At 72.1% G+C, this 21,571-nt stretch carries 19 protein-coding genes; 9 read left to right on the top strand and 10 right to left on the bottom strand.

All coding sequences use genetic code 11. The features are described 5' to 3' along the window. The first annotated feature begins 151 nt into the window (after nucleotides 1–151). Nucleotides 152–1,183: a glycosyltransferase family protein gene (locus tag ACYVLJ_RS19740; RefSeq protein ID WP_460439723.1), complete on the top strand. Its 1,032-nt coding sequence runs from the start codon at nucleotides 152–154 to the stop codon at nucleotides 1,181–1,183. Next, nucleotides 1,180–1,875, top strand: a complete 696-nt coding sequence (locus ACYVLJ_RS19735; RefSeq protein WP_460439722.1) for a polysaccharide deacetylase family protein — start codon at nucleotides 1,180–1,182, stop codon at nucleotides 1,873–1,875. The genes ACYVLJ_RS19740 and ACYVLJ_RS19735 overlap by 4 nt, the downstream gene beginning before the upstream one ends. Here the strand turns inward: ACYVLJ_RS19735 and ACYVLJ_RS19730 are convergent. After that, the gene (locus tag ACYVLJ_RS19730) at nucleotides 1,868–3,337 is read right to left on the bottom strand and encodes an FAD-dependent monooxygenase family protein (RefSeq protein ID WP_460439721.1); all 1,470 of its coding nucleotides are present in this window, start codon (nucleotides 3,335–3,337) and stop codon (nucleotides 1,868–1,870) included. The genes ACYVLJ_RS19735 and ACYVLJ_RS19730 overlap by 8 nt on opposite strands. A gap of 118 nt (nucleotides 3,338–3,455) precedes the next feature. On the opposite strand from ACYVLJ_RS19730, the gene ACYVLJ_RS19725 reads away from it, so the two are divergent. Further along, a complete protein-coding gene (locus tag ACYVLJ_RS19725; RefSeq protein ID WP_460439720.1) occupies nucleotides 3,456–4,421 on the top strand; it encodes an Lrp/AsnC family transcriptional regulator in 966 nt (321 codons plus the stop codon). A 145-nt stretch (nucleotides 4,422–4,566) separates the two neighbouring features. Here ACYVLJ_RS19725 and ACYVLJ_RS19720 read toward each other — a convergent pair whose 3' ends face one another. Together ACYVLJ_RS19720 and ACYVLJ_RS19715 are read right to left on the bottom strand one after the other, a co-directional pair. Continuing rightward, on the bottom strand, nucleotides 4,567–6,711 hold the full coding sequence (locus ACYVLJ_RS19720) for a DUF6351 family protein (RefSeq protein WP_460439719.1): 2,145 nt from the start codon (nucleotides 6,709–6,711) through the stop codon (nucleotides 4,567–4,569). 189 nt (nucleotides 6,712–6,900) lie between these two features. Next, nucleotides 6,901–7,467 carry a dihydrofolate reductase family protein gene (locus ACYVLJ_RS19715; protein WP_460439718.1) on the bottom strand — a complete coding sequence of 189 codons (567 nt, stop codon included), beginning with the start codon at nucleotides 7,465–7,467 and terminating at the stop codon, nucleotides 6,901–6,903. Between the two features lie 232 nt (nucleotides 7,468–7,699). Between ACYVLJ_RS19715 and ACYVLJ_RS19710 the strand changes: the two genes are divergently transcribed. Together ACYVLJ_RS19710 and ACYVLJ_RS19705 are read left to right on the top strand one after the other, a co-directional pair. After that, nucleotides 7,700–9,700: an APC family permease gene (locus ACYVLJ_RS19710; protein ID WP_460439717.1), complete on the top strand. Its 2,001-nt coding sequence runs from the start codon at nucleotides 7,700–7,702 to the stop codon at nucleotides 9,698–9,700. A 116-nt stretch (nucleotides 9,701–9,816) separates the two neighbouring features. Beyond that, nucleotides 9,817–10,497 (top strand): alpha/beta fold hydrolase, encoded by a 681-nt coding sequence (locus ACYVLJ_RS19705; RefSeq protein WP_460439716.1) that lies wholly within the window; start codon nucleotides 9,817–9,819, stop codon nucleotides 10,495–10,497. A 53-nt stretch (nucleotides 10,498–10,550) separates the two neighbouring features. On the opposite strand, the gene ACYVLJ_RS19700 is transcribed toward ACYVLJ_RS19705, so the two are convergent. Next, entirely contained in the window at nucleotides 10,551–11,486 is a 936-nt protein-coding gene (locus tag ACYVLJ_RS19700) for an amidohydrolase family protein (protein ID WP_460439715.1), read from the bottom strand. 57 nt (nucleotides 11,487–11,543) lie between these two features. On the opposite strand from ACYVLJ_RS19700, the gene ACYVLJ_RS19695 reads away from it, so the two are divergent. After that, nucleotides 11,544–12,002, top strand: coding sequence for a MarR family winged helix-turn-helix transcriptional regulator (locus tag ACYVLJ_RS19695; RefSeq protein WP_460439714.1), 459 nt, complete (start codon nucleotides 11,544–11,546; stop codon nucleotides 12,000–12,002). 2 nt (nucleotides 12,003–12,004) lie between these two features. Here the strand turns inward: ACYVLJ_RS19695 and ACYVLJ_RS19690 are convergent, their stop codons facing one another. Then, nucleotides 12,005–12,661 (bottom strand): transcriptional regulator, encoded by a 657-nt coding sequence (locus ACYVLJ_RS19690; protein ID WP_460439713.1) that lies wholly within the window; start codon nucleotides 12,659–12,661, stop codon nucleotides 12,005–12,007. After that, on the bottom strand, nucleotides 12,658–13,767 hold the full coding sequence (locus ACYVLJ_RS19685) for a sensor histidine kinase (RefSeq protein WP_460439712.1): 1,110 nt from the start codon (nucleotides 13,765–13,767) through the stop codon (nucleotides 12,658–12,660). The genes ACYVLJ_RS19690 and ACYVLJ_RS19685 overlap by 4 nt, the downstream gene beginning before the upstream one ends. Before the next feature lie 161 nt (nucleotides 13,768–13,928). On the opposite strand from ACYVLJ_RS19685, the gene ACYVLJ_RS19680 reads away from it, so the two are divergent. Continuing rightward, complete coding sequence (locus ACYVLJ_RS19680; protein ID WP_460439711.1) at nucleotides 13,929–14,297, top strand: DUF6223 family protein; 369 nt, start codon at nucleotides 13,929–13,931, stop codon at nucleotides 14,295–14,297. Nucleotides 14,298–14,312: 15 nt separating this feature from the next. On the opposite strand, the gene ACYVLJ_RS19675 is transcribed toward ACYVLJ_RS19680, so the two are convergent. Further along, nucleotides 14,313–15,515: a serine/threonine-protein kinase gene (locus ACYVLJ_RS19675; RefSeq protein WP_460439710.1), complete on the bottom strand. Its 1,203-nt coding sequence runs from the start codon at nucleotides 15,513–15,515 to the stop codon at nucleotides 14,313–14,315. Between the two features lie 159 nt (nucleotides 15,516–15,674). On the opposite strand from ACYVLJ_RS19675, the gene ACYVLJ_RS19670 reads away from it, so the two are divergent. Together ACYVLJ_RS19670 and ACYVLJ_RS19665 are read left to right on the top strand one after the other, a co-directional pair. Next, nucleotides 15,675–16,013 (top strand): nuclear transport factor 2 family protein, encoded by a 339-nt coding sequence (locus ACYVLJ_RS19670; protein ID WP_460439709.1) that lies wholly within the window; start codon nucleotides 15,675–15,677, stop codon nucleotides 16,011–16,013. 78 nt (nucleotides 16,014–16,091) lie between these two features. Further along, entirely contained in the window at nucleotides 16,092–16,832 is a 741-nt protein-coding gene (locus ACYVLJ_RS19665) for a ribonuclease activity regulator RraA (RefSeq protein WP_460439708.1), read from the top strand. Here the strand turns inward: ACYVLJ_RS19665 and ACYVLJ_RS19660 are convergent. The 3 genes from ACYVLJ_RS19660 to ACYVLJ_RS19650 are packed head-to-tail and all read right to left on the bottom strand — an operon-like array spanning nucleotide 16,829 to nucleotide 21,509. Then, on the bottom strand, nucleotides 16,829–18,082 hold the full coding sequence (locus ACYVLJ_RS19660) for a mandelate racemase/muconate lactonizing enzyme family protein (protein WP_460439707.1): 1,254 nt from the start codon (nucleotides 18,080–18,082) through the stop codon (nucleotides 16,829–16,831). The two genes, ACYVLJ_RS19665 and ACYVLJ_RS19660, sit on opposite strands and share 4 nt — an antisense overlap. Beyond that, nucleotides 18,079–20,088, bottom strand: a complete 2,010-nt coding sequence (locus tag ACYVLJ_RS19655; RefSeq protein ID WP_460439706.1) for an ABC transporter permease — start codon at nucleotides 20,086–20,088, stop codon at nucleotides 18,079–18,081. Before ACYVLJ_RS19655 ends, ACYVLJ_RS19660 begins: the two co-directional genes overlap by 4 nt. Continuing rightward, on the bottom strand, nucleotides 20,085–21,509 hold the full coding sequence (locus ACYVLJ_RS19650) for a type 2 periplasmic-binding domain-containing protein (protein ID WP_460439705.1): 1,425 nt from the start codon (nucleotides 21,507–21,509) through the stop codon (nucleotides 20,085–20,087). Before ACYVLJ_RS19650 ends, ACYVLJ_RS19655 begins: the two co-directional genes overlap by 4 nt. Between the last annotated feature and the right edge of the window lie 62 nt (nucleotides 21,510–21,571).

The raw sequence follows: 21,571 nt of genomic DNA, 5'->3' as shown, positions 1-21,571 counted from the left end.
CGATTTCTTTGGCGCGCAACGAAAAACCGGACATCTTTTCGTCCTATTCGGACAAAGCGCCGGTCGTGGATCCGCCGTGGCCGCAAACCTCTCACCCCACTCTAATCTACGAACCTGTAGAACTACTACCGACCTGTAGTAGAGGAGGGGCATGAGCCGCATCGTGATCGTCTCGGCGCGGGTGGGGGCCGGGCACGACGGAGCCGCCCACGCGCTGGCCGACCGGCTGACCGGGCACGACGTCGAAGTGCTCGACTTCCTGGACCTGCTCCCCGGCTCCCTCGGTCGGCGCCTGTGCGCCTTCTACCACCGCCAGCTGGAGGTGGTGCCGCGCAGCTGGGACTGGACACTGGCCGCGCTCGGCACGAAATGGGGTGCCGGGCTGTCCCGGCGGGGCGCCACCCTGGCCTGCCCCCGGCTCGGCGCGGCCCTCGCCGGCGCCGACCTCGCGGTCTCGACCTACCCCCTCGCCACCCACGCCCTCGCCGCCCTGCGTCCCGGGGGCCCGCCGCTCGCGGTCTACCTGACCGACCCCGCCGTGCACCGGCTGTGCGTGCACCCGGCCGCCGACCTGCACATCGCGCAGAACCACCAAGCCGCCGACCAGGCCCGCGCCCTGGGCGCGCCGGAGGCCGCCGTGGCGGCGCCGCTCGTCCGGTCGCGGTTCAGGCCGCCGGCCACCGGCGAGGGCCGCTCGGCACGGCAGGCCCTGGGCCTGCCCGAGCGGGGCCGGCTGGCGCTGGTCGTCGCGGGCTCCTGGGGCGTCGGCCAGGTCCGCGAGACGACCGCCGACGTCGCGGCGTCCGGTGTCGCGGTGCCGGTCGTCGTCTGCGGCCGCAACACCGCGTTGCGCGACCAGCTCCGCGCCGCCGGGCACCGGCACGTGTTCGGCTGGGTCGAGGACATGCCCCGGCTGCTGCACGCCGTCGACGCGGTCGTCCAGAACGCCGGCGGGCTGACGACGTCCGAAGCGCTGGCCACCGGCCTGCCGGTGGTCACCTACCGCTGCCTGCCCGGCCACGGCCGCGCCAACGCCGCCGTGCTCGACCGCCTGGGCTTCGTCCCCTGGCTCCGCACCCGCGAGGACCTCGCCGCGGCGCTCGTCGCCGCACGTCCCAGCCCTTCGCTCATGCCGACGGCCGACACCGTGCCCCTGCTCGAGAAGCTCTTGGAGACCCGGTGAAGTCCGCACTCGCCCTGGCGGCGCTGGCCGCGCACGCGGCTCCCGCGATCGCGTTCCTCCCCGGGCCCCGCCGCGCCCTGCTGCCCCGGCTGGCCGGCGCGACCACTCCCGGCCGCGTCGCCCTGACCTTCGACGACGGCCCCAGCCCCGAAGCGACCCCTCGAGTCCTGCGGACGCTGGCGGCGCACGACGTCCGGGCGACGTTCTTCCTGCTCGGCGAGGAAGCCCGCCGTGCGCCGCACATCGTCCGGGACATCGCCGCCGCCGGGCACGAGATCGGCGTCCACGGCTGGGACCACCGCTGCCTGCTCCGCCGGACACCGCGCGCCACGCACCACGACCTGCGGCGCACCCGCGACCTGCTGCACCGCACCACCGGCACGCCGCCACGCTGGTTCCGGCCGCCCTACGGCGTCTTCAGCACCGCCTCCCTGATCTCGGCCCGCCGGCTCGGCCTGACGCCGATCCTCTGGAGCACCTGGGGGTTCGACTGGACGGAGGGCTGCACCCCGGACTCGATCCGGCGGCGGGTCACCGCACGTCTCGGCACCGGCGGCACGATCCTGTTGCACGACAGCGACATCACGACGGGCAACGGTGCCTGGCGCGCCACCCTGGGGGCGCTTCCCGCCCTCATCACCGACTGCCGCCACCGCGGCCTCACCTTCGCGTCCCTTCAGGACGTCACGTGAGCGTGGGTGAACTTCCCGGCGTGGCGTCCGGTTCGCCGAACCAGCGGGCCAACGCCGGCCGCAGAGCCTCGGGAGCACCGGCCCAGCACACGTAGCCGTCCGGGCGGACGAGCATCGGCTCGGCCTCCGTTTCCCCGGTCACGCGGTCCACCCGGGACGACCAGGGACCGGCGATCCCGGCCAGCGCGTCGTCCGGGTCGAGCAGCACGCCGCGGCCGGACCGCAGCAGCTCGTGCAGCCGGGCCTCCCCCACCTTCGGGTCCGGGGCGGGACGGCCGGGCAACGGGTGCGCCGCGGCGCCGGGCATCGGGTAGCGGATCGCCATCCCGGACAGCAGGTCACCGAGGTGGCGCTGCACTTGCGGCAGCTCCGCCAGGGCCGCGAACAGCTCCCGGGTGGCGGCGACGTCCGGGTCGCGCGTGCCCGCCCAGTCCATCAGCAGGCTCTGCGCCTGGACGTTGCGCAGCACCGCGGCGCCGACCGGGTGCCGCTCCTCGTGGTAGGTGTCCAGCAAACCCTCCGGCGCCCAGCCGTGGACCGCGGCGCCGAGCTTCCAGCCGAGGTTCAGCGCGTCCTGCATGCCGGTGTTCATCCCCTGCGCGCCGAGCGGGAGGTGGACGTGCGCGGCGTCGCCGGCGAGGAAGACCCGGCCGTGCCGGTAGCGCTCGGCCTGGCGCGCCGCGTTCGTGATGCGCCGGGCGTAGCGGAGTTCGAGCAGCGCCACGCCGTCGCCAAAGACCACTTGCAGGCCCTCGCGGATCTCGTCCTCGGTGACCGGGACGTCCCGTGGCCGCGACCGGCCCGGTCCGCCCAGGACGAGCCGGCGCATCGGCCGGCCTTGCCCGTCCGTGCCCAGCGGGTACAGCGCCGCCCAGTGGCCGTCGTCGCTCCAGGTGTGCGACATCGCCTCGCCCGCACCGCTCAGCCGGACGTCGGAGGCAACGACCGTCGAGGTGCCCGCGCGCCCCGGGAACGCCGCGCCCAGCAGGGCACGCACCGTGCTGTGGGCGCCGTCGGCGGCGACGGCGTAGCGGGCGCGGACCACCACGCCGTGGGCGAAGGTCGCGGTGACCCCGGCGCCGTCCTGGGCCAAGCCGGTCAGCTCGTGGTCGCGCCGGACGTGGACGCCGTGCGCGGCGAGGTGCCGTTCGAAGAACTCTTCGAGCACGACTTGCGGCACGGACCGCCACGGCAGCCGCTGGCCCGTGTTCTCGAGCCCGAACTCGATCCCGGCGAAGTGGCCCGCGCTGATCGGGTGGTTTCCGTTCGCCAGCAACGGTTCCAGCAGCCCGCGCTGGTCCAGTGCCGTCAAGGTGCGCGACTGCACGCCGCCCGCTCGCGAAAGTTCGCTCCGCCGCGGCAGCTTGTCGACGAGCACGGCCGGCACCCCCGCCAGCCGCAGTTCGTTGGCCAGTGTCAGGCCGGTCGGGCCCGCGCCGACGATGAGCACTCCGGTGTCCATGAGCTCTCCCCCGGGTTTCGTGTCGATCAGGACGAGAGCCACGCTGCGCCGGCCACGACCGCTACGCCAGAAACGGCACCGACAGAGGCCGAATCCGGCACTGAGTAGGGTCGGCGCGGTGGAATCCGACTACGACGAGCTGGACCGCCGGCTCGTGCACGCGCTGCAGGTCGACGGCCGCGCCGCGTTCAGCACCATCGCCGAGATCCTCGGCGTGTCGGATCGCACCATCGCCCGCCGCTACGCCCGGTTGCGGGCGACGGGCGCCGTGCGGGTGGTCGGCGGCGTCGACCCGATCGCGCTGGGCGCCGTGCTGTGGTTCCTGCGCGTGCGGTGCGCGCCGACGGCGTCGGTCCCGGTCGCCGAAGCGCTGGCACAGCGGTCCGACACGTCCTGGGTGAGCCTTACCTCCGGCGGCACCGAGATCACCTGCACGGTGCGCACGGAAACCGCGGCCGACAGCGAAGCGCTGCTGCTGGCGAAGCTCCCCCGGACGCCGCGGGTCGAAGGCGTCACCGCGCATTCGGTCCTGCACACCTTCTACGGTGGGCCGGACGGCCTCGTCGCCAAGCTCGGCCGGCTGGACGAAGACGCCGTCGAACGGCTCCGCCCGCCCCCGGCACCCCAGCGGCCGGGCCCGGTGCGTCTGGACGACGGCGACCGGAAGCTGCTCGCCGCGCTCGCCACCGACGGCCGGACCGCGATCGCCCGGCTGGCCACGCTCACCGGCTGGTCGCCGACGACGGTCCGGCGCCGGATGACGGACCTGCGCGACCACGGCGTGCTGTACCTGGACCTCGACGTCGACCGGCGGCTCTTCGGCACCGGACCGCGGACCCTGCTGTGGCTCTCGGTCGCCCCGGCGCAGCTCGAACAGGCGGGGGAGGAATTGGCCGGGCACCCCGAGATCGCCTTCGCCGCGGCCACGACCGGGCCGAGCAACCTGTTCGCCAGCGTCGTGTGCCCGGACCAGCGCGCGCTCTACCGGTACCTGACCACCCGGGTGGCGGCGCTCCCGGCCATCACGCACATCGAAACGGCGCCGGTGATCCGGACGGTAAAGCAGGTCGCCAACCAGCGGTAGGGCCTGCGGTTCCGATGCCGCACCGAGGAGTGCGGTGGTTCCGATCGCGCATTCGGTCCAGCGACCACATGGGAATGGCCTCAGTGGACAGTCCTTTCGCGACAGTCCACACCCGAGCCAGCGGTTTCGGTGGCTCCCTGTCGGCTCACCACGGCTTCGTCGGCGGCGTGGTGCCGGTGCGTTCGTCGCCGTAGCTGAGCCAGGTGCCGATCGGCGCGTGCTGCCCGACGCCCGGGCGGCTGTAGTCGCAGACGCCGCCGGGGAACGCCGCCCGCAGCCGGTTCTGGTCCGCCGTGGTGAACGTCACCGGGTAGTCGCGGAAGTTCAGCGGCTTCAGCCGGCACTTCAGCACGTCGAGGGCCAGGCCCTCGCCCGCCACCATCCGGGTGTCGGCCGCCACCGGGTACTGCGCGCCGCACTGGCCGCTCGCCGGGTACGTCAGCTGCTCGGTGATCCGCGACGCGGCGGAGAGGTAGCACCCGTCGCCGAGGTCGGCCGGCCGGTTCGCCAGCACCTTCTGCCGGAGACTCCGGTGCGAACCGTCGGCGTCGATCGCGGTCAGCCAGCGGTCCATCGCGTCGAGCTCGTACACGCTCGCGCTCGCCGCTTCGGCCGCGGTGGCTTGGTTTTCGATGATGACCTGGTTGCCCGCGGTGCCGTTGGCCCGCAGAAGCCGTTGCCGCATCACGTAAGACCACTCGGTGGTGTGGATGTCGTTGCCCGGGCCGGCGAAGTCGAGGTCGGTCCGCTGGTCGATGATCGGGGTGTCCCGCAGGCCTTGCGACGCCGAGTTCACGATGTCGTCGGCGTACACCGCGTCGAGGGCCTTCGGGTCGGCCGCGATCCGCTGCGCCACGGGCTTTCCGGTGTAGTCGAGGCCGCCGATCGCGGCGTTGAGGTCGGCGAACTGCGCCGCCGTGATCGCGCCGGCCTGCAACGCGGCCAGGCCGTACTGCACCCCGGTCGTGTCCAGCGAACTGCGCACGAACCCGGTCCGCGGGTCCCGGCCGAGCTGGTTGACCAGCTGCTCGTTGGAGTTGCACTTCACCCCGCGCGGGTTGGTCACCGGATCCCACCTCGTCGACACCGGGATCGCCGCGTTGCAGCTGCCGGTCGCGGTGGCGCGGCTGGCGAAGGTCAGGTTCCAGGAGGTGCAGCTGTCGTAGCTCGCGAAGCCCGCGACGGCCCGCTTCTGCGCCGCGGTGAACGACGCGCCCGGCCCGGCGAAGTACTGCTCGAGCAGGCGGCAGTCCGACACCGGGCCGCCCACGCTCAGCGGGTCCGGGAACGACACGCCGGGGATGATGCCGTCGACGATGCCGGGGTAGTTCTCGGCGATGTCGTACTGCTGGATCGCCCCGCCCGAGCCGCCCCAGCCGATGGTGTGGGCGACCGGGCCGTAGGTCTCGACGAAGTGCTCCTTGACCATCATCGCCGCTTCGGCGGAGATGATCGGGCTGCAGTTGTTGTCGAGCACGTTCAGGCTCGACGACGCGACCCCGTAGCCCCGGGACAGGAACAGGTCGTTGACGACCCCGCCGGTCGAGGTGCCCTGGTGGTAGCCCGCGTTGCAGCCGCCGCCGAAGGTGTAGACGAGCTTCCCGTTCCAGGCGGCGTCCGGTGCGACGGGCGACGGCGTGCCGTCGTAGAGCGCCGCCATCTCGTAGACGGCGCGGTCGATCGTGCCGCGCTCGACGCGGACCACGTAGGGCACCGAGTGCCCGTTGACCGTGGCCGTCGCGAGGTCCGCGGGCCGGGCCGCCGGGTCCGCCAGCGGCGCGAACGCCCCGGCGGTGGTCCGGTACTGGTAGCTCACCTGGGTCGGGGCACTGCAGAACGGCTGCGACGCCGGGGGCAGGCCGAACGCCTGGGTCTCGCAGTAGAACGGGAGCTGCCGCGCACCGGAGAAGACGGGCCCGGTGAGCGGGTGGTTGGTGACCCGCAGGTCCGCCCGCTGGTCCGGACCGCGTCCGCTCGCCCGGGCGCGCAGGTCGTTGGCACCGTCACGCAACCCGGTCACCAGGCCGAGCAGGCTCCCGTCCGGCTGCGCGCGGAAGGCCTGCGTGACGTCGCGGCCGTTGGCGCTGACGTCGACCCGCCCACCGCGCGTCCGCTCCGGCGGAACGACCCGGACCAGGACCTGTCCCCCGCTGACGAGCGACGGCCGCGGGTTCGACACGGTCTCGATCGTCAGCTGCCGCCCCGGTGGCGGGTCGGCCATCGCGGTCGCGGTCCCCAGCAGCAGGACGGGTGTGGTCAGGACCGCGACGACGAAAGCACGGTTTGCCACCGGACACTCCGCTCGCTCGTGGCGTCGCGTCGTCGCGACACCGGGCAGCTGCCGGTATAGCACCTGCGGCCGGACCGGAACAAGAACGTCCGGTTCCGGCTGGGGTGCCCTCGGCGGGGCCGGGCTCGGCCACCACGGGATGCGAATCCCGGCCCGGACAGCGGCGTGTCCGCGAATCCGGCTGAGGTGTCAAGACCCGCGCACGCGGTACCGGGTCAGCACCACCCCGCCGGGGAACGTCCGCGTCTCCACCAGGTCCAGGTTCACCCAGGCGTCGACCGCGGCGAAGAACGGCACGCCGCCGCCGAGCAGGACCGGATGCGTCACGATCTCGTACTCGTCGACCAGCCCGGCCCGCATGGCCGCGCCGCCGAGCGCCGGGCCACCGACCCGCATCGGCCCGCCGGTCCCGGCCTTGAGCCGGGTGATCTCCTCGACCGCGTCGCCGGTGACCACCCGGGTGTTCCAGCCGACCTCGTCGACGGTCGAGGAGAACACGACCTTCGGCGTGTCCCGCCAGTTCCGCGCGAACGCGACCTGCGCCGGCGTGGCACCCGGCTGCCGGTCACCGGTCGGCCAGTAGGAGCTCATCGTCTCCCACAGCTTGCGCCCGTACAGGAACAGGCCGATCGCCTGCTCCCGCTCGAGCCACCACGCGAACAGCTCATCACTCGGCTCGCTCCAGCCGAGATCGTCCCCCGCCGCGGCGACGTAGCCGTCCAGGGACAGGTTCATGCCGTAGACCAGCTTCCGCACAGCACCGCGCCTTTCTGCCGGTCGGTCCGGAGAGCCGGACCGCACCACGCGGACCACCGTACTGGGCGGCCGGCCCGGTGCGGACCTAGCGCACCTCGCCGGCCCGGGACCAGGATCGTTGACGCGACCCTGACGAGCGCCGCGGAGACGTTTACGCGTTCTCTACGCCCCCGTCCGGATCTTGACGTTTTCCCTACGCCGGTCGGCCGCCGTGCGAGGGAGGCTGCCGTACGTGCCGGCAACCACCTCATGGCTGAAGCGGCTGGTCGTCGGCCGGCCGTTCCGCAGCGACACCCTCGGCGAGACCCTGCTGCCCAAGTGGCTCGCCCTGCCCATCTTCGCGAGCGACCCGCTGTCCTCCGTCGCCTACGCGACCCAGGAGATCCTGCTGATCCTCTCGATCGGCGGGCTCGCCTACTTCACCCTCGCGCCCTGGATCGGGCTCGCGGTCGCCGTGCTCCTCGCCGTCGTGGTGATCTCCTACCGCCAGGTCGTGCGCGCCTACCCCAGCGGCGGCGGCTCGTACGAAGTCGCGTCGCGCAACCTCGGCAGCCACGCGGGCCTGGTCGTCGCCGGCGCGCTGATGGTCGACTACATCATGACGGTGGCCGTGTCGGTCGCCTCCGGGGTGGACAACATCATCTCCGCGCTCCCCCAGCTCAACGACGAGCGGATCCTGCTCGACGTCGGGTTCATCGTCGTGCTCATGGCGATGAACCTGCGGGGCATCCGCGAGTCCGGCCGGGCCTTCGCCGCGCCGACCTACCTGTTCATCGCGACCGTCGTGCTGATGATCGTCGTCGGGTTCACCCGCGTCGTGGCCGGGCACCCGCCGCTCTCCGAAAGCGCCGGCTACGACGTCCACCCCGAGCAGACCGGCCTGACCGGCCTCGCCCTGGTGTTCCTGTTGCTGCGCTCGTTCTCCTCCGGCTGCACCGCGCTCACCGGCGTCGAAGCGATCTCCAACGGCGTCCCGGCCTTCCGCAAGCCCAAGGCGCTCAACGCCGCCCGCACCATGACCGCCATGGGCGTCATCGCCGTCGTCATGTTCGGCGGCATCACCGCGCTCGCGCTCATCACCAAGGTGCACATCGCCGAGAACACCTGCGATCTGGGCGGGTTCCGCGGCGACTGCGCCACCGATCCGCAGCGCACGGTGATCAGCCAGATCGGCGCGGCGGTGTTCGGCGGCGACCACGCCGTGCTGTTCTTCGTCCTGCAGGCCGCCACCGCGCTGATCCTGATCCTCGCGGCGAACACCGCGTTCAACGGCTTCCCGCTGCTGGCCTCGATCCTGGCCCAGGACCGCTACCTGCCGCGGCAGCTGCACACCCGCGGCGACCGGCTGGCGTTCTCCAACGGCATCATCGCGCTGTCGCTCGTCGCCGCGGTCCTGATCTTCGCCTTCGACGGCTCCACCACACGGCTCATCCAGCTCTACATCCTCGGCGTGTTCACGTCGTTCACGCTGTGCCAGGCCGGCATGGTCCGGCACTGGAACCGCGAACTGGCCGGCGCCACCACCGGCCGCGCGGCCATCAAGCGGTCCCGGCTGATCAACGCCCTCGGCGCGACGCTGACCGCGATCGTGCTGGTCGTCGTGCTGGTCACGAAGTTCACCCACGGCGCCTACCTGGTCGTCATCGCCATCCCGGTGCTGTACGTGGTCATGCGCGCGATCCACCGCCACTACACGCACGTCCGCGAAGAGCTGCTGCCCGACGACGAGAGCGAACTGCTGCCCAGCCGCGTCCACGCGATCGTGCTCGTGTCCACACTGCACAAACCGAGCCAGCGGGCGATCGCCTTCGCCCGCGCGACCCGGCCCGACACCCTGACCGCCATCACGGTCAACGTCGACGACGCCGACACCCGCGAACTCCAGCGCCAATGGGAACACCGCGGGATGAAGCTGCCGCTCAAGGTCATCGAGTCCCCGTACCGCGAGATCACCCGGCCGGTCGTGCAGTACGTCAAGAACCTGCGGCGCGCCAGCCCGAGGGACGTCGTCTGCATCTACATCCCGGAGTACGTCGTCGGCCGCTGGTGGGAGAACATCCTCCACAACCAGAGCTCGCTGCGGCTCAAGGGCAGGCTGCTGTTCGAGCCCGGCGTGATGGTGACGAGCGTGCCCTGGCAGCTGCACTCCACCACCCGCCGCGACCTGCAGCGCGTCCGCCCGCTGCCCGGCGACCTCCGCCGCGGCGTCACCACCCAGCGGCGGTCCGGCTGAGCGCCCTCGAACCGGCGGAAGCGGAGTCGCCAGGATCGGATGTTCGGCCGCTATCCGGGGCCTCCGGGCGGGGCTAACGTCGGTTCGTCGTTCCCCTGCGCACGAAGGAGGAAGCCATGCCGGCCAAACCGGGCATCGTGTTCGCCCACGGCCTCTGGGCCGACGGCTCGTGCTTCAGCAAGCTGATCACCCCGCTGCAGGAAGAAGGGTACGAAGTCGCGTCCTCGCAGCACGGACTCGACAGCCTCCGAGGCGACGTCGACGCGGTGGTCCGGACGCTGGGCCGGGTCGGCTCCCCGGTCCTGCTCGTCGGCCACTCCTACGGCGGTACCCTGATCACCGCCGCCGGCACCGACGACCGCGTCGCCGGGCTGGTCTACATCGCCGCGCTCGCCCCCGACGAGACGGAAACCTCGCAGGACCAGCAGAACAAGTTCGCCCGCACCGACGTCTTCGAGCACATCGAAGTCACCGACGGGCGCATCTGGCTGCGTCCCGACGGCATCGGCTGCTTCGCCGGCGACCTGCCGGAGGCCGAGCAGAAGCTGGTCTGGGCGACGCAGATGGTCCCGGTGCCCGACCTGTTCGACCAGAAGGCCGACGGCACCGCCTGGCGGTCGAAGCCCAGCTGGTACATCGTCGCGAACAACGACCGGACGGTGAACCCGGAACTGCAACGCGCGGCCTCGCACCGCATGGGCGCGAAGACGTTCGACATCGACAGCAGCCACGTCCCGATGCTGTCCCACCCCGATTTCGTCCTCGACGTCATCCGCAGCGCCGCCGAGTCGCTCTGACGGCCGGGCTCGGCGATCCGGCCCCGGGCGGTCAGGTCGCCGAGCGCTCGGCGTCAGCGGGTGGCGAGCCGGGGGAACAGCGCCTCCGCGGCGGCGCGGTCGACGTCGGGGAACCGGTCCGCGCCGGGGCCGTCGTAGGCGGTGAGGTACCGGTCGAACTCCCCTCGCCAGTCCTTGGGCGCGAACGGGAAGTCGCTGCCGTAGAGGACGTGCCCGGGCTCGGCGAAGGCGAACAACGACGGCAGGGACGTCGCCGCGGCGGACAACGCCGTGTCGAAGTAGAACTTCTTCAGCCCGGCCAGGATGCCGTCCGGGGTGGTGCCGGGGTTGAACATCGCCGCACCGGCGAAGCGGTGCGCGGCGAACGGCAGGAAACCCCCGGCGTGCGAAAGGATGATCCGCAACTCCGGGTGCCGGTCGAACACCCCGTGCGCCACCAGGTCGAGCGCGGTGCGCGTGGTGTCGAACGGGAAGTCCAGCAGCGGGCTCGGCAGGCCGGCCAGCCGCTCGATCGGCGGCTCGGCCGGGTGCACGAACACCACGGCGCGGCGCGCGGCCAGCTCCGTCCACAGTGGCTCGTACGCCGGGTCGCCCAGGTACCGGCCACGGGCGTTGGAGAGCAGGACGACACCGTCGGCGTGCAGCTCGTCCAGCGCGCGCACCGCCTCGGCGACCGCGCCGTCGAAGTCCGGCAGCGGGAGCACGGCGAAGTGCCCGAACCGGCCGGGGGTGTCCTTGACGAGCTCGGCCTGGAAGTCGTTGACCTCGCGAGCCAGGTCGCGGGCCGCGGCGTCGTCGCCGAAGTGGACGCCCGGCGCGCTGAGGGACAGCACCCCGGTGGCGATGCCCGCGTCGTCCATCATCGCGGTCGCGTCGCCGGGGCTCCACGCGGGCGTCGGCCACCCGCCCGCGGTCAAGTCACTGCTTTCCAGGATTTCCCGGTAGCGGGCGGGCAGGAGGTGCTGGTGGACGTCGATGCGGTCACTCATGATACCTAGCCTCCTAATAACTAGGTTGCTAACTATTACTTTGCTAGACTAACCCGCATGACGACGACCGGCAACCAGCCCCCGACGGCCGCGGAGGTCGACGAACTCGTCCAGGCGGCCGACGCGGTGTTCTTCGCCATGCGCAAAGCCCGCTCGGCGGGCGCCGACCGCGACGGCGGGCTGTCGCTCCCCCAGCTCACGCTCCTCGAGCCCCTCGCGACCGAGCCGGAACTGCCGGTCGGCCGGCTCGCGGCGGCGGCCGACGTGTCCATCCCCACGGCCACCCGGATGCTCCAGCAGCTGGAAGCCGCCGGAGTCGTGGTGCGCCGCCGATCGCCCGAAGACGAGCGCAAGGTCCTGGTCACGTTGACCCCGGAAGGCAGCGAACGCCTGACCCGGCTGACGGCCCGTCGCCGCGAACGTCAAGCGGAGGCGTTCGGCGCGTTCTCCCCCGCGGAACGCCGCCAGCTCGTCACCCTGCTCCACAAGCTGGTGCCGGTGATCACCCTCGGCTGAGCTCAGGAGCCGCGGGGCGCGGCCAGCCCGGATTCGTACGCGAACACGACGAGCTGGGCGCGGTCCCGCGCGCGGAGCTTGGCCATCGCCCGGTTGACGTGGGTCTTGGCGGTCAGCGGGCTGATCACCATCCGGGCGGCGACCTGGTCGTTGGACAGGCCCTGCGCGACCAGGGCCACGGCCTCGCGCTCGCGGTTGGTCAGGTCCGCGAGCCCGGCTCCGGGAGCGGGCGGCCGGGTGACGTAGCGGTCGATCAGCTTCCTGGTGATCGACGGCGCCAGCAGGGCGTCACCCCGCGCCGCCACCCGCACGGCGTGCAGGAAGTCCTCCGGCCGGATGTCCTTGACGAGGAACCCGGCGGCACCGGCCCGCAACGCGTCGAAGACGTACTCGTCCAGCCCGTAGTTGGTCAGGATGACGACGTGCACGCCCGCGAGCGCCGGGTCCGCGGCGATGCGCCGGGTCGCCTCGATGCCGTCGACGCCCGGCATGCGGACGTCGAGGATCGCGATGTCGGGCAGGTGCTCCACCGCCAGGGCCACCGCTTCGCGCCCGTCCGCGGCCTCGGCGACCACTTCGATGTCGTCCTCGATGTCCAGGAGCGCGCGGAACCCGCTGCGGATGAGCGGCTGGTCGTCGGCCAGCAGGACCCGGATCACGCCGGGTGCTCCACGGGCAGCTCGGCCTGGACGCTGAACCCGCCTTCGCGGCGCGGCGCCGCCCGGAGCCGGCCACCCAGGGCCGACACGCGCTCGCGCATCCCGAGCAGGCCGACGCCCGGTTCCGGCGCGGTGTCCACCGTGGCCTGGCCGTCGTCGTCGACCCGGATGGCCAGTGTGCCCGGGCGGTAGACGATCCGGACCGACGCGGTGGCCGCGGCGGCGTGCCGGGTGACGTTGGTCAGGGACTCCTGGACGATCCGGTAGGCCGTCCGGTCCACCGCGGCCGGCACGTCGTCGCGGTCGCCCTCGATGGTCAGCTGCGCGTCGAGGCCGGCGGCCCGGGCCCGGCGCACGAGGTCCGGGACGTCGTCGACTCCGCGCGGCGGGTTCTTGTCGTCGTCACGCAGGGCTTCGAGCGTCGCGCGCAGCTCCCGGGCCGCCTCGCGACCGGCGTCGCGGATCGCCAGCAGGGCCTCCGGCACGTCCTCGTCCCGTTTGCGGGCCAGGTGGACGGCGACCTCGGCCTGCACTTTGATGACCGAGATCTGGTGGGTGAGGGAATCGTGCAGCTCCCGCGCGATGTGCAGCCGCTCCTCGTCGGCGCGCCGGCGTGCGGTCTCCTCGCGGGTGCGCTCGGCCTCGTCCGCCCGGCGTTCGGCCTGCCGCAACGCTTCCCCCGCCGCCCCGGCGGCGATCAGCCAGGCCAGCTGGAGGACGTCGCGGGACTGCGTGAACGCCTCGGCGGTGTCGTGCAGGCCCGAGGCCAGGAGCGCGAGCGGAACCGCTCCCAGCATGAGCACCGAAGCCACGACCGCGGCGACGCGGTGCCCGGCCCGGACCGCGGCGTACACGGCGAACAGGTAGGCGACGACGGGGACTTCGAAGCCGGCGGCCTGGTACCCCAGCGCGCACGCCGCCGTCACCGCCAGCACCGCGACCGGAGCGCGGCGGCGCGCGGCCAGCGCCAAGCCGCCGGCCGCCAGCAGCGCGTACCCCAGCGGGTCGAGCGCCGTGGCCGGGTGGTGCGCGGACCGCCCGGCGATCAGCAGCGCCGCCGCCACCCCGGCGGCGATCACCCCGTCCACGACCCGTCCGCGGCTCATCCCGGCACCCTAACCGGACATCGCCGCGCGCGAGTCCGGCACGAGGAGCATTCCCGGACTACCGCGCCCGCGGTAGGAACTGCCCGCATGCGCACGACGACGCGCGAGGTCCCGGAGGACAAGCTCGACGACGTCCGGTCTTCCGCGTGAAGGAGCACCTCATGTCCGCTCGTCCCCTGCTCTCCGCCCTGGTCCAGGCAGCCGAGGTGGGCGCCTACACCCTGACCGCCGCGCGCTTCTGGGCCACGGCGGCCGCGCTGCTGGGCCTGCTCGGCGCGCTCGCCGGCGGCCGGGCTCGGGTCCGCGCCGACCGCGGCGCCGGCAATGCGAGAGGAGCCGTCGTGGCCCTGGCGGCGGGCCTGATCGCCGTGGTGGGCGGAACGGTGAACCTCGCCGTCGCCGACGGCGGTCCCGGCACGGGCAACGGCGTGGTCGGTGGCGGGGCGGCTGTCGTGCTTGGGCTGGTCGCCCTGGTGCTCGGCGGGCTCGCGGTGGTTCGCGCCCGTCGAACCGTCCCCCGGAGCCGGTGAATCCGACGGCCTACGTCACGGTTTGCCGGGCTTCTTTCCCGGGCCCTTCTTGGCGTCCCCGTGCGGACCGCCGTCCCGTTTCGCCGGACCGGCCTTCGGGGGCGCGGCGGCGACCACGCCCGCTGCCACCGGCTTCGCGGCTTGCGAGGAGGCCACCACCACGGCCGACGCCGGGGACAACGAGACCTGGGCCGGGACCGCGACGGAACTGGTGGGCGGTGCGGCCGCGGGCAGCGGGGCCGGGGTGGTCGCGGGCTCGGCCGGCCGGGTGAGTGCCACCGTGAGCACGGCCGCCGCGGTCACGGCCAGCAGACCACCGGCCACGGCGGCCGTCGCCCGCGGTCGCCGCGCAGGAGCCGCAGCACTCGGTCGCCGCGCAGGAGCCGTAGCACTCGGTCGCCGCGCGGAAGCGACGAGTGGAACGGTGCCGGCGTGCGCGCTCAGCAACTGCGGCAGCTGCTCGGCACCCGGGCGGTCGGCGGGGTCACGGGCGGTCATCCGGCGCAGCGTGCCGGCGAGTGGCTCGGGGGTCCCGTCGGGCACGCGCGGGGCGCGGTGCAGCCGGGCCATCGCCGACTCCGCCAGCGTGCCGGGGAACTCGCACTGCGCGGTCAGGCACTCCAGGAGGATCAGGCCGAGGGCGTAGATGTCGGCCGGCGGCCCGGCGGGCTCCCCCAGGATCTGTTCCGGCGCGAGGTAGGCGGCCGTGCCGGTGACCAGGCCGGTGCCGGTGATGCGCGTGGAGTCCAGCGCGTGCGCGATGCCGAAGTCGGTGATCAGCGGGCCTTCGGGGCCGATCAGGACGTTCGCGGGCTTCAGGTCGCGGTGCACGATCCCGCGGGCGTGCACGTGGGCCAGTGCGTCCGCCAGCCGGATCGCCAGCTCGGTGACCTCGTCCGCGGTGAACGGCCCGGCGAGCAGGCGCTCGGCGATGTTCTCCCCGTCGACCAGCTGCATCACCAGGTACAGCAGGTCCCCCTCGGTACCGCTGTCGAACAACGCGACGACCCGCGGGTGGTGGACGCTGGCCAGCAAGGTCTTCTCCCGCGCCCGGCGCAGCTGCTCCACGGCCACCGCGTGGCGGTCGTAGACCTTGACCGCGACCTCGCGCCCCAGCTCCCGGTCGACGGCCCGGTAGACCCTGGCCGTGGCGCCCTGACCGATCAGTGATCCGACCTCGTACCGCCCGGCGAGCACGTCCGGCAGTTCGTTCGACATCGTCAGGCACCCCATCCCGCTCGGCTGCCTTCCGGTACCCGCCACCGAGGTCCGCGTAAACCCGAGTCACGGCGTGAGCCGGAACACCGGCCGGCCGATCTCCGTCCGCCGCGGCGGGGGCTTGACCCTCTCCCCGGGAGAGACCCCACCGTGGTCACCATGAGCGAAACCATCGAGCTGCCCGCCCTGATCACCACCTACCTCACCGCCCACCAGGCCCGTGACCTGGAACCGGCGCTGGCTTGCTACACCGAAGAAGCCGTCGTCACCGACGAAGGCCGGACCTACCGCGGAAAGCCCGAGATCCGCGACTGGCTCGCCAAGACCGCGAGCGAGTACACCTACACCGCGACGCTCGTCGCGGCCCAGCGCATCGACGACCACCACTACGTGGCGGTCAACCACCTCGAGGGCGACTTCCCCGGCGGCGTCGTCGACTTGCGCTTCCGGTTCACCCTGGACGGTGGCCGCATCGCCGAGCTGGTGATCGAACCGTGAAAGACGGCTCGTGATCCGGGCTTCGCGCGGCTAGGCTCGAAGGGGCACGGTCAGCGCGGACCCGAGGGGGCCATCGACGTGGTCGAGACGCACGACATCGTTCGCCCGCCCGCGGAACTCAGTGCGGCACTCGCGAAAATCGGCAGTGCGACGGCCAGCGGCGAGCTCAGCCGCCTGGGCATCCGCAGCGCGTTCATCGCCGGCCCGGTGTCGGTGACGCCGGGCGTGCGCGTGGCCGGGCCGGCGCTGACGCTGCAGTTCCTGCCGAAGCGGGAAGACCGTTACCCCGTCGAGGAATACGAGGAACCTGAGAAGCAGCTGCACCGGCACGTCATGTACCACGCGCAGCCGGGCGACATGATCGTCGTCGACGCGCGCGGCGACATGAGCAGCGGCGTGTTCGGCGAAATGATGCTGACCTACTTCAAGGGCCGCGGCGGCGCCGGGGTGGTGATCGACGGGTGCCTGCGCGATGTCGGCGAGGCCAAGCAGCTGGGCCTCGGACTGTGGATCCGGGGCGCGACACCGAACTTCCACGCGCAGACCGGCATCGTGCCGGCCGCCGTCAACGTACCGGTGGCGTGCGGCGGCACCCTCGTCGAGCCGGGCGACATCGTCGTCGCCGACGACGACGGGGCGGTCGTGGTGCCGGTCAAGCTCGCGCCCGCGCTGGTGGCCCACGCCCGGGAACACGCGGAATGGGAGGAGTTCTCCCGCATCCGGCTGTCCGAAGGCGGCGACCTGCGGCGGTACTACCCGCTGTCGGACGAGGCCCGTCCCGAGTACGAGCGGTGGCGCGCCGAGCAGGGCCGCGCCTAGCTCCACAGCCGGTCGTGGCTCGACTCGGCGTCCCAGTGCGTGGTCTCGGCGAAGAACACCGGTTCGCGCGGGTCGAGGTGGCGGCGCAGCAGTTCCTCGTTGAGGTCGCCGAAGCCCAGTCCCGGTGTGTCCGGCACGGTGATGTGGCCGTTCACGATCAGCGGGGCCGTGACGAGGTCGCTCCAGAACCCGACGTCGGCCGCGTGGTGTTCGAGGGCGAGGAAGTTCTCCGTGGCCGCGGCCAGGTGCACGCAGGCCATCGTCGCGATCGGCGACGCCGCCAGGTGCAGCGCCATCGCGATCCCGCGTTCCTGCGCGTAGTCGCCGATCCGCTTGGTCTCCGCGATCCCGCCCGCCGTCGCCGGGTCGGGGTGGGCGACGCGGATGGCGCCGGCGTCCAGCAGCGGGCGGAAGCCTTCCAGCAGGTAGATGTCCTCCCCCGTGCACGTCGGGACGGCGACCGCCTCGGTCAGCTGCCGCCACTGATCGGTCAGCTGCCACGGGATCAGGTCTTCGATCCACGCCAGGGTGAACGGCTCCAGCGCGCGGCCGATCCGGATGCCCGAGTCGAGCGCGATGTGCCCGAAGTGGTCGGCGGCGAGCGCGACGTCGTACCCGACCACCGACCGCACGATGTCCACATAGGACACCAGGGCGTCGACGCCCGCGGTGGTGACCTGGATGCCGGTGAACGGGTGCATCGTGGTCCGGTCCGAACGGGCCCCCGGCGGCGCGATCAGCGCTCCCGGGACGTCCCAGAGCAGGTCGACGCCGACGTCCATCTTCAGCATCGTGAACCCGCGCCGCCTGCGCTCCAGCAGCCGGGCGCCCATCGCGTGCGGGTCCGGCAGCGACGGCGTGTCCGCGTAGCAGCGGACCTCGTCCCGGAACCGGCCGCCGATCAGCGCGTACGCGGGTACTCCGTACGCCTTGCCCGCGAGGTCCATCAGCGCCATCTCGACGCCGGAGACCCCGCCCCCTTGACGGCCGTGGAACCCGAACTGCCTGATCTTGCGGAAGATCTTGTCGACGTTGCAAGGATTCTCGCCGACGATCCGGCTCTTGAGCAGGAGCGCGTAGGTGGCGCTGGCCTGGTCTCGCACTTCGCCGTAGCCGGACAAGCCCTGGTTCGTGTCGATCCGGATGATCGACGAGCGAAACGGCACCCCGGTCAGGTTCGCCACCCGCAGGTCGGTGATCCGCAGACCGGTCGGCCGGGACGCCGTCGCGACGTGCTCCTCGGTGATCATCCCTTCACCGCCCCCGCGGTGAGGCCCTCGGTCAGGAACCGCTGCCCGAAGCCGTACATGAGCACGACCGGGATGCTGACCAGCAGCGACGCCGCGGCCAGCTGCCCCTGCGGGACGACGTCGCCGAAGATCATCGACTGCATGCCGACGGGCAGCGTCTTGTAGTCGTCGTTGGTGATGAACACGAAGGCGAACAGGAACTCGTTCCACGCGTTGGTGAGGGTGAACAGCGCGACCGCGAGCAGACCCGGCTTCGCCAGCGGCAGCACGATCCGGCGGAACGCCCCGAACCGCGTGCAGCCGTCCACCAGCGCCGCCTCCTCGAGGTCCGCCGGGATCGACTTGAAGTAGCCGACCAGCAGCCACGTCGCGAACGGCAGGGTGAACGTCGGGTAGGCGAGCACGAGCGACCACAACGAGTCGTTCAGCCCGATCCCGCTCATCAGCTGGTACAGCGGGATGAACAGCAGCGCGCCCGGCATCACGTAGGTGAGCAGGATCGTCACCGTGAAGCTCTCCGAACCCCGGAACTTCAACCGCGCCAGCGCATAACCCGCCAGCGCCGCGCAGACCAGGGCGATCACCGTGGACGCCACCGACACCAGGATCGTGTTGACGTACCAGGTGCCGAACGGCCGCCCGCTGAACAGGTTGGTGAACTGCTCGGTGGTCCACGGCGTCGGCCAGAGGTCGTCGGTGCGCGCGACGATCTGGTCGTCGGACTTGAAGGCCGTGACCGTCATCCAGTAGAGCGGGGCGAGCACGAAACCCAGCAGCCCCAGGAGCGCGATCCCGCTGCCGGTACCGCCCACCAGGCGCGCGGCGAGCCGGTTGCCCCGGATGGCGAGCACCGAGACGACCCGGCCGACGGCGGCCGCGAGCACCACGAACACGCCCAGCACGAGCGCGGCCTTCCAGACGATGTGCGGCGACGCCCACGCCAGGACGAGCACGGAGGCGGCGACTGTCGCCCACGGCAGCGCCCGGCGCTGGGCGCGAGACAGCCGTCTGCGCCCCAGGTCGGCCGCGCCCGGCAGGTCGCTGCGGCGCATCAGCCGCACGAGGATCACCACGAGGACGGCGATGACCGGCAGCATCACCAGCGTGACCGCGGCGCCCGCGCCCAGCTGCAGCTGCTGGATCGCCTTCGAGTAGGCCACCATCACGTACGGCGCCGTCGCGTCACCCGGCCCGCCCTGGGTCATCAGCCAGATCAGGTCGAAGTTGTTGAACGTCCAGATCGACGACAGCAGCACCGTCACGATCATCACGGGCCGCAACCCCGGCAGCGTGATGTGCACGAAGCGCTGCCACGGCGAGGCGCCGTCGACCATCGCCGCCTCGTGGAGGTTGCCGTCGATGGCCTTGAGCCCGGCGAGGAACGTCACCGTGAAGAACGGGATGCCCTTCCAGACGTTCACCAGGATCACCGACGGCATCGCGAGCGCGGGATCGGACAGCCACTCCGCGGGCCACTTGTCGACGAGCCCGATCCCGGCGAGAGCGGGGCCGATCCCGGAGTCGGTGAGCAGGACGTTGACGCTGCCGAAGATCGGGTCGAGCAGCGACCGCCAGGTGAAGGCCGTGACCACCGTGGGGATCACCCACGGCAGCAGGATCACCCCGGCGAGCAGCGCCCGGCCGCGGCGCATGTGGTGCAGCATCAAGGCCGCGATGAGCCCCAGGGCCACCTTGAAGATCTCGGCGTAAGCGGTGAAGACGAACGAATTGAGCACGCCCTTGTGGAACAGGCCGTCGCCGATGAGGGCCGTGTAGTTGTCCAGCCCGACGAAGACCGTCTCCGCGCCGTGGCGTTCCGTGGCGCTGGTGACCACCGAGCCGGCGATCGGGACCAGGATCAGGCCGGCGACAAGCACCAGCGTCGGTCCGACGAACACCGCGGCGAGACGCCAGTCGCGGCCGAGCACCCGCTGCGCCCGCGTGAGCGAGGACGACGAGCCCGGCGCCGGGCGGACGGGCGCCGGGCGCGGGCGCAGGATCGTCATTGCCGGTAGCCCTGCTGCTCGAAGATCTGCACGATCCGGCCGTGGGTCGCGGCGACGGCGTCGGCCGGCCGGGTGCCCTGGATGACCGACTGCATCATGTCGGTGAGCACGTACGCGGCGACGGCGGCCTGCTCGCCGGGGCTCGGCGCCTGCGGGAACGCGTAGCCGGTCTTGGTCTTCACCGGCAGCGGCGCGCGGGTCTGCTCCCGCAGCGCGGGGAAGGCCGGGTCACCGCCGGTGTAGTAGGGGTCGGAGTCCCACACCTTGTCCCACGACGGGTTGACCAGGCACGGCGCTTCCTTCGCGACGCCGAGCAGCGCGCTCCCGCCGGCCATGAACTTCGCGACCAGCTTGGCGAGGTCGGGGTTCTTCGCCCCCTTGAACACGACGAACGAGTTGGACTCGCCGAACGCGAGGGGCCGGTCGAGCGCCGGTCCGGTGGCGCCGTTGAACACGTGGGTGTTGGCGTAGACCGGGTTCTTCTTGGTCTTCGAGTCGGCGTAGACGCTGAACTGGTTGAGCGTCAGCCCCAGGATCTGGGCCAGCCAGTTCTCGTTGTTGCTCGAGTCGGTCCAGCTGCCGACCCCGGGCGGCAGCATCGGCTGGTACTTCGGGTTCGTGTAGATGTCGCCGATGAACGTGACGGCCGCGACAGTCTCCGGCGAGTTGAACGTCACCTTCGTGCCGGTGTTGTCCGCGAGCGCCCCGCCGTAGGTGTTGATGACGTTCTGGATGAAGCCGTTGGCGTCGCCGGAGCGGTTCACCGTGAGCCCCCAGCCGAAGCGCCGCTTGCCAGGGTCCGAAACCGCCAACGCGTTGTCGCGCAGTTCTTCCCACGAATAGTACGGCTTGAGCGGGAGCCCCTTCTCCGTGTACCAGTCCTTGCGCAGGTACATCCCGGTCGCGATGAAGTGGTACGGGATCGCGAACCAGCGGCCGCCGAACACGCAGTAGTTGTCGGCCTCCGTCGCGGGCTCCCCGTAAAGCGCTTTCATCTCGGCGACGACGTCGGTCACGTCGGTGAGGGCGCCCAGGTTGTGGAGCTGGCCGACGAACCGCCGGTCGCTCATGAACGCCAGGTCGCGGTTGGTGCCCGCCTTCACGTCGGCGTCCATCTTCGCGACCATGTCGCCGGCGTCGCCGGAGACCAGGTCGTTGCGGATCGTGGTGCCGGTGGCCTGCGCGAACGCCTGCAGGGATTTGTCCAGTGCCTTGTTGGCCGCCTCCGAATACAGCTTCTGCGAAAGCATCCCCACCGACCCGCCGCGGAGCTTGGCCGCCTGGTCGAGCAGCGCCTGCGGCACCTGCACGTCGACCTTCGGCGCTTCGGCGGCTTTGCCACCGCACCCGGCGAGACCGAGTGCGCCCAGCGCGCTCACCCCGAGGAACGTACGCCTCGACAGGCCCGTTTTCTCTTCCATGACAACTCCTCATACCGACGGGGCAACGGTGCGACCGGCGGGACAGCGAGGCGAGCGCCACG

It is taken from the genome of Amycolatopsis stemonae, assembly GCF_054781455.1.
This window is presented reverse-complemented; position numbering and strand designations above follow the sequence as displayed.

Coding starts and splice junctions, on each gene's coding strand:
- ACYVLJ_RS19680 (WP_460439711.1), top strand. CDS start 13,929: ATGTCCGCTCGTCCCCTGCTCTCCGCCCTGGTCCAGGCAGCCGAGGTG.
- ACYVLJ_RS19700 (WP_460439715.1), bottom strand. CDS start 11,486: ATGAGTGACCGCATCGACGTCCACCAGCACCTCCTGCCCGCCCGCTAC.
- ACYVLJ_RS19660 (WP_460439707.1), bottom strand. CDS start 18,082: ATGATCACCGAGGAGCACGTCGCGACGGCGTCCCGGCCGACCGGTCTG.
- ACYVLJ_RS19740 (WP_460439723.1), top strand. CDS start 152: ATGAGCCGCATCGTGATCGTCTCGGCGCGGGTGGGGGCCGGGCACGAC.
- ACYVLJ_RS19730 (WP_460439721.1), bottom strand. CDS start 3,337: ATGGACACCGGAGTGCTCATCGTCGGCGCGGGCCCGACCGGCCTGACA.
- ACYVLJ_RS19655 (WP_460439706.1), bottom strand. CDS start 20,088: ATGACGATCCTGCGCCCGCGCCCGGCGCCCGTCCGCCCGGCGCCGGGC.
- ACYVLJ_RS19670 (WP_460439709.1), top strand. CDS start 15,675: ATGAGCGAAACCATCGAGCTGCCCGCCCTGATCACCACCTACCTCACC.
- ACYVLJ_RS19650 (WP_460439705.1), bottom strand. CDS start 21,509: ATGGAAGAGAAAACGGGCCTGTCGAGGCGTACGTTCCTCGGGGTGAGC.
- ACYVLJ_RS19685 (WP_460439712.1), bottom strand. CDS start 13,767: ATGAGCCGCGGACGGGTCGTGGACGGGGTGATCGCCGCCGGGGTGGCG.
- ACYVLJ_RS19675 (WP_460439710.1), bottom strand. CDS start 15,515: ATGTCGAACGAACTGCCGGACGTGCTCGCCGGGCGGTACGAGGTCGGA.
- ACYVLJ_RS19695 (WP_460439714.1), top strand. CDS start 11,544: ATGACGACGACCGGCAACCAGCCCCCGACGGCCGCGGAGGTCGACGAA.
- ACYVLJ_RS19705 (WP_460439716.1), top strand. CDS start 9,817: ATGCCGGCCAAACCGGGCATCGTGTTCGCCCACGGCCTCTGGGCCGAC.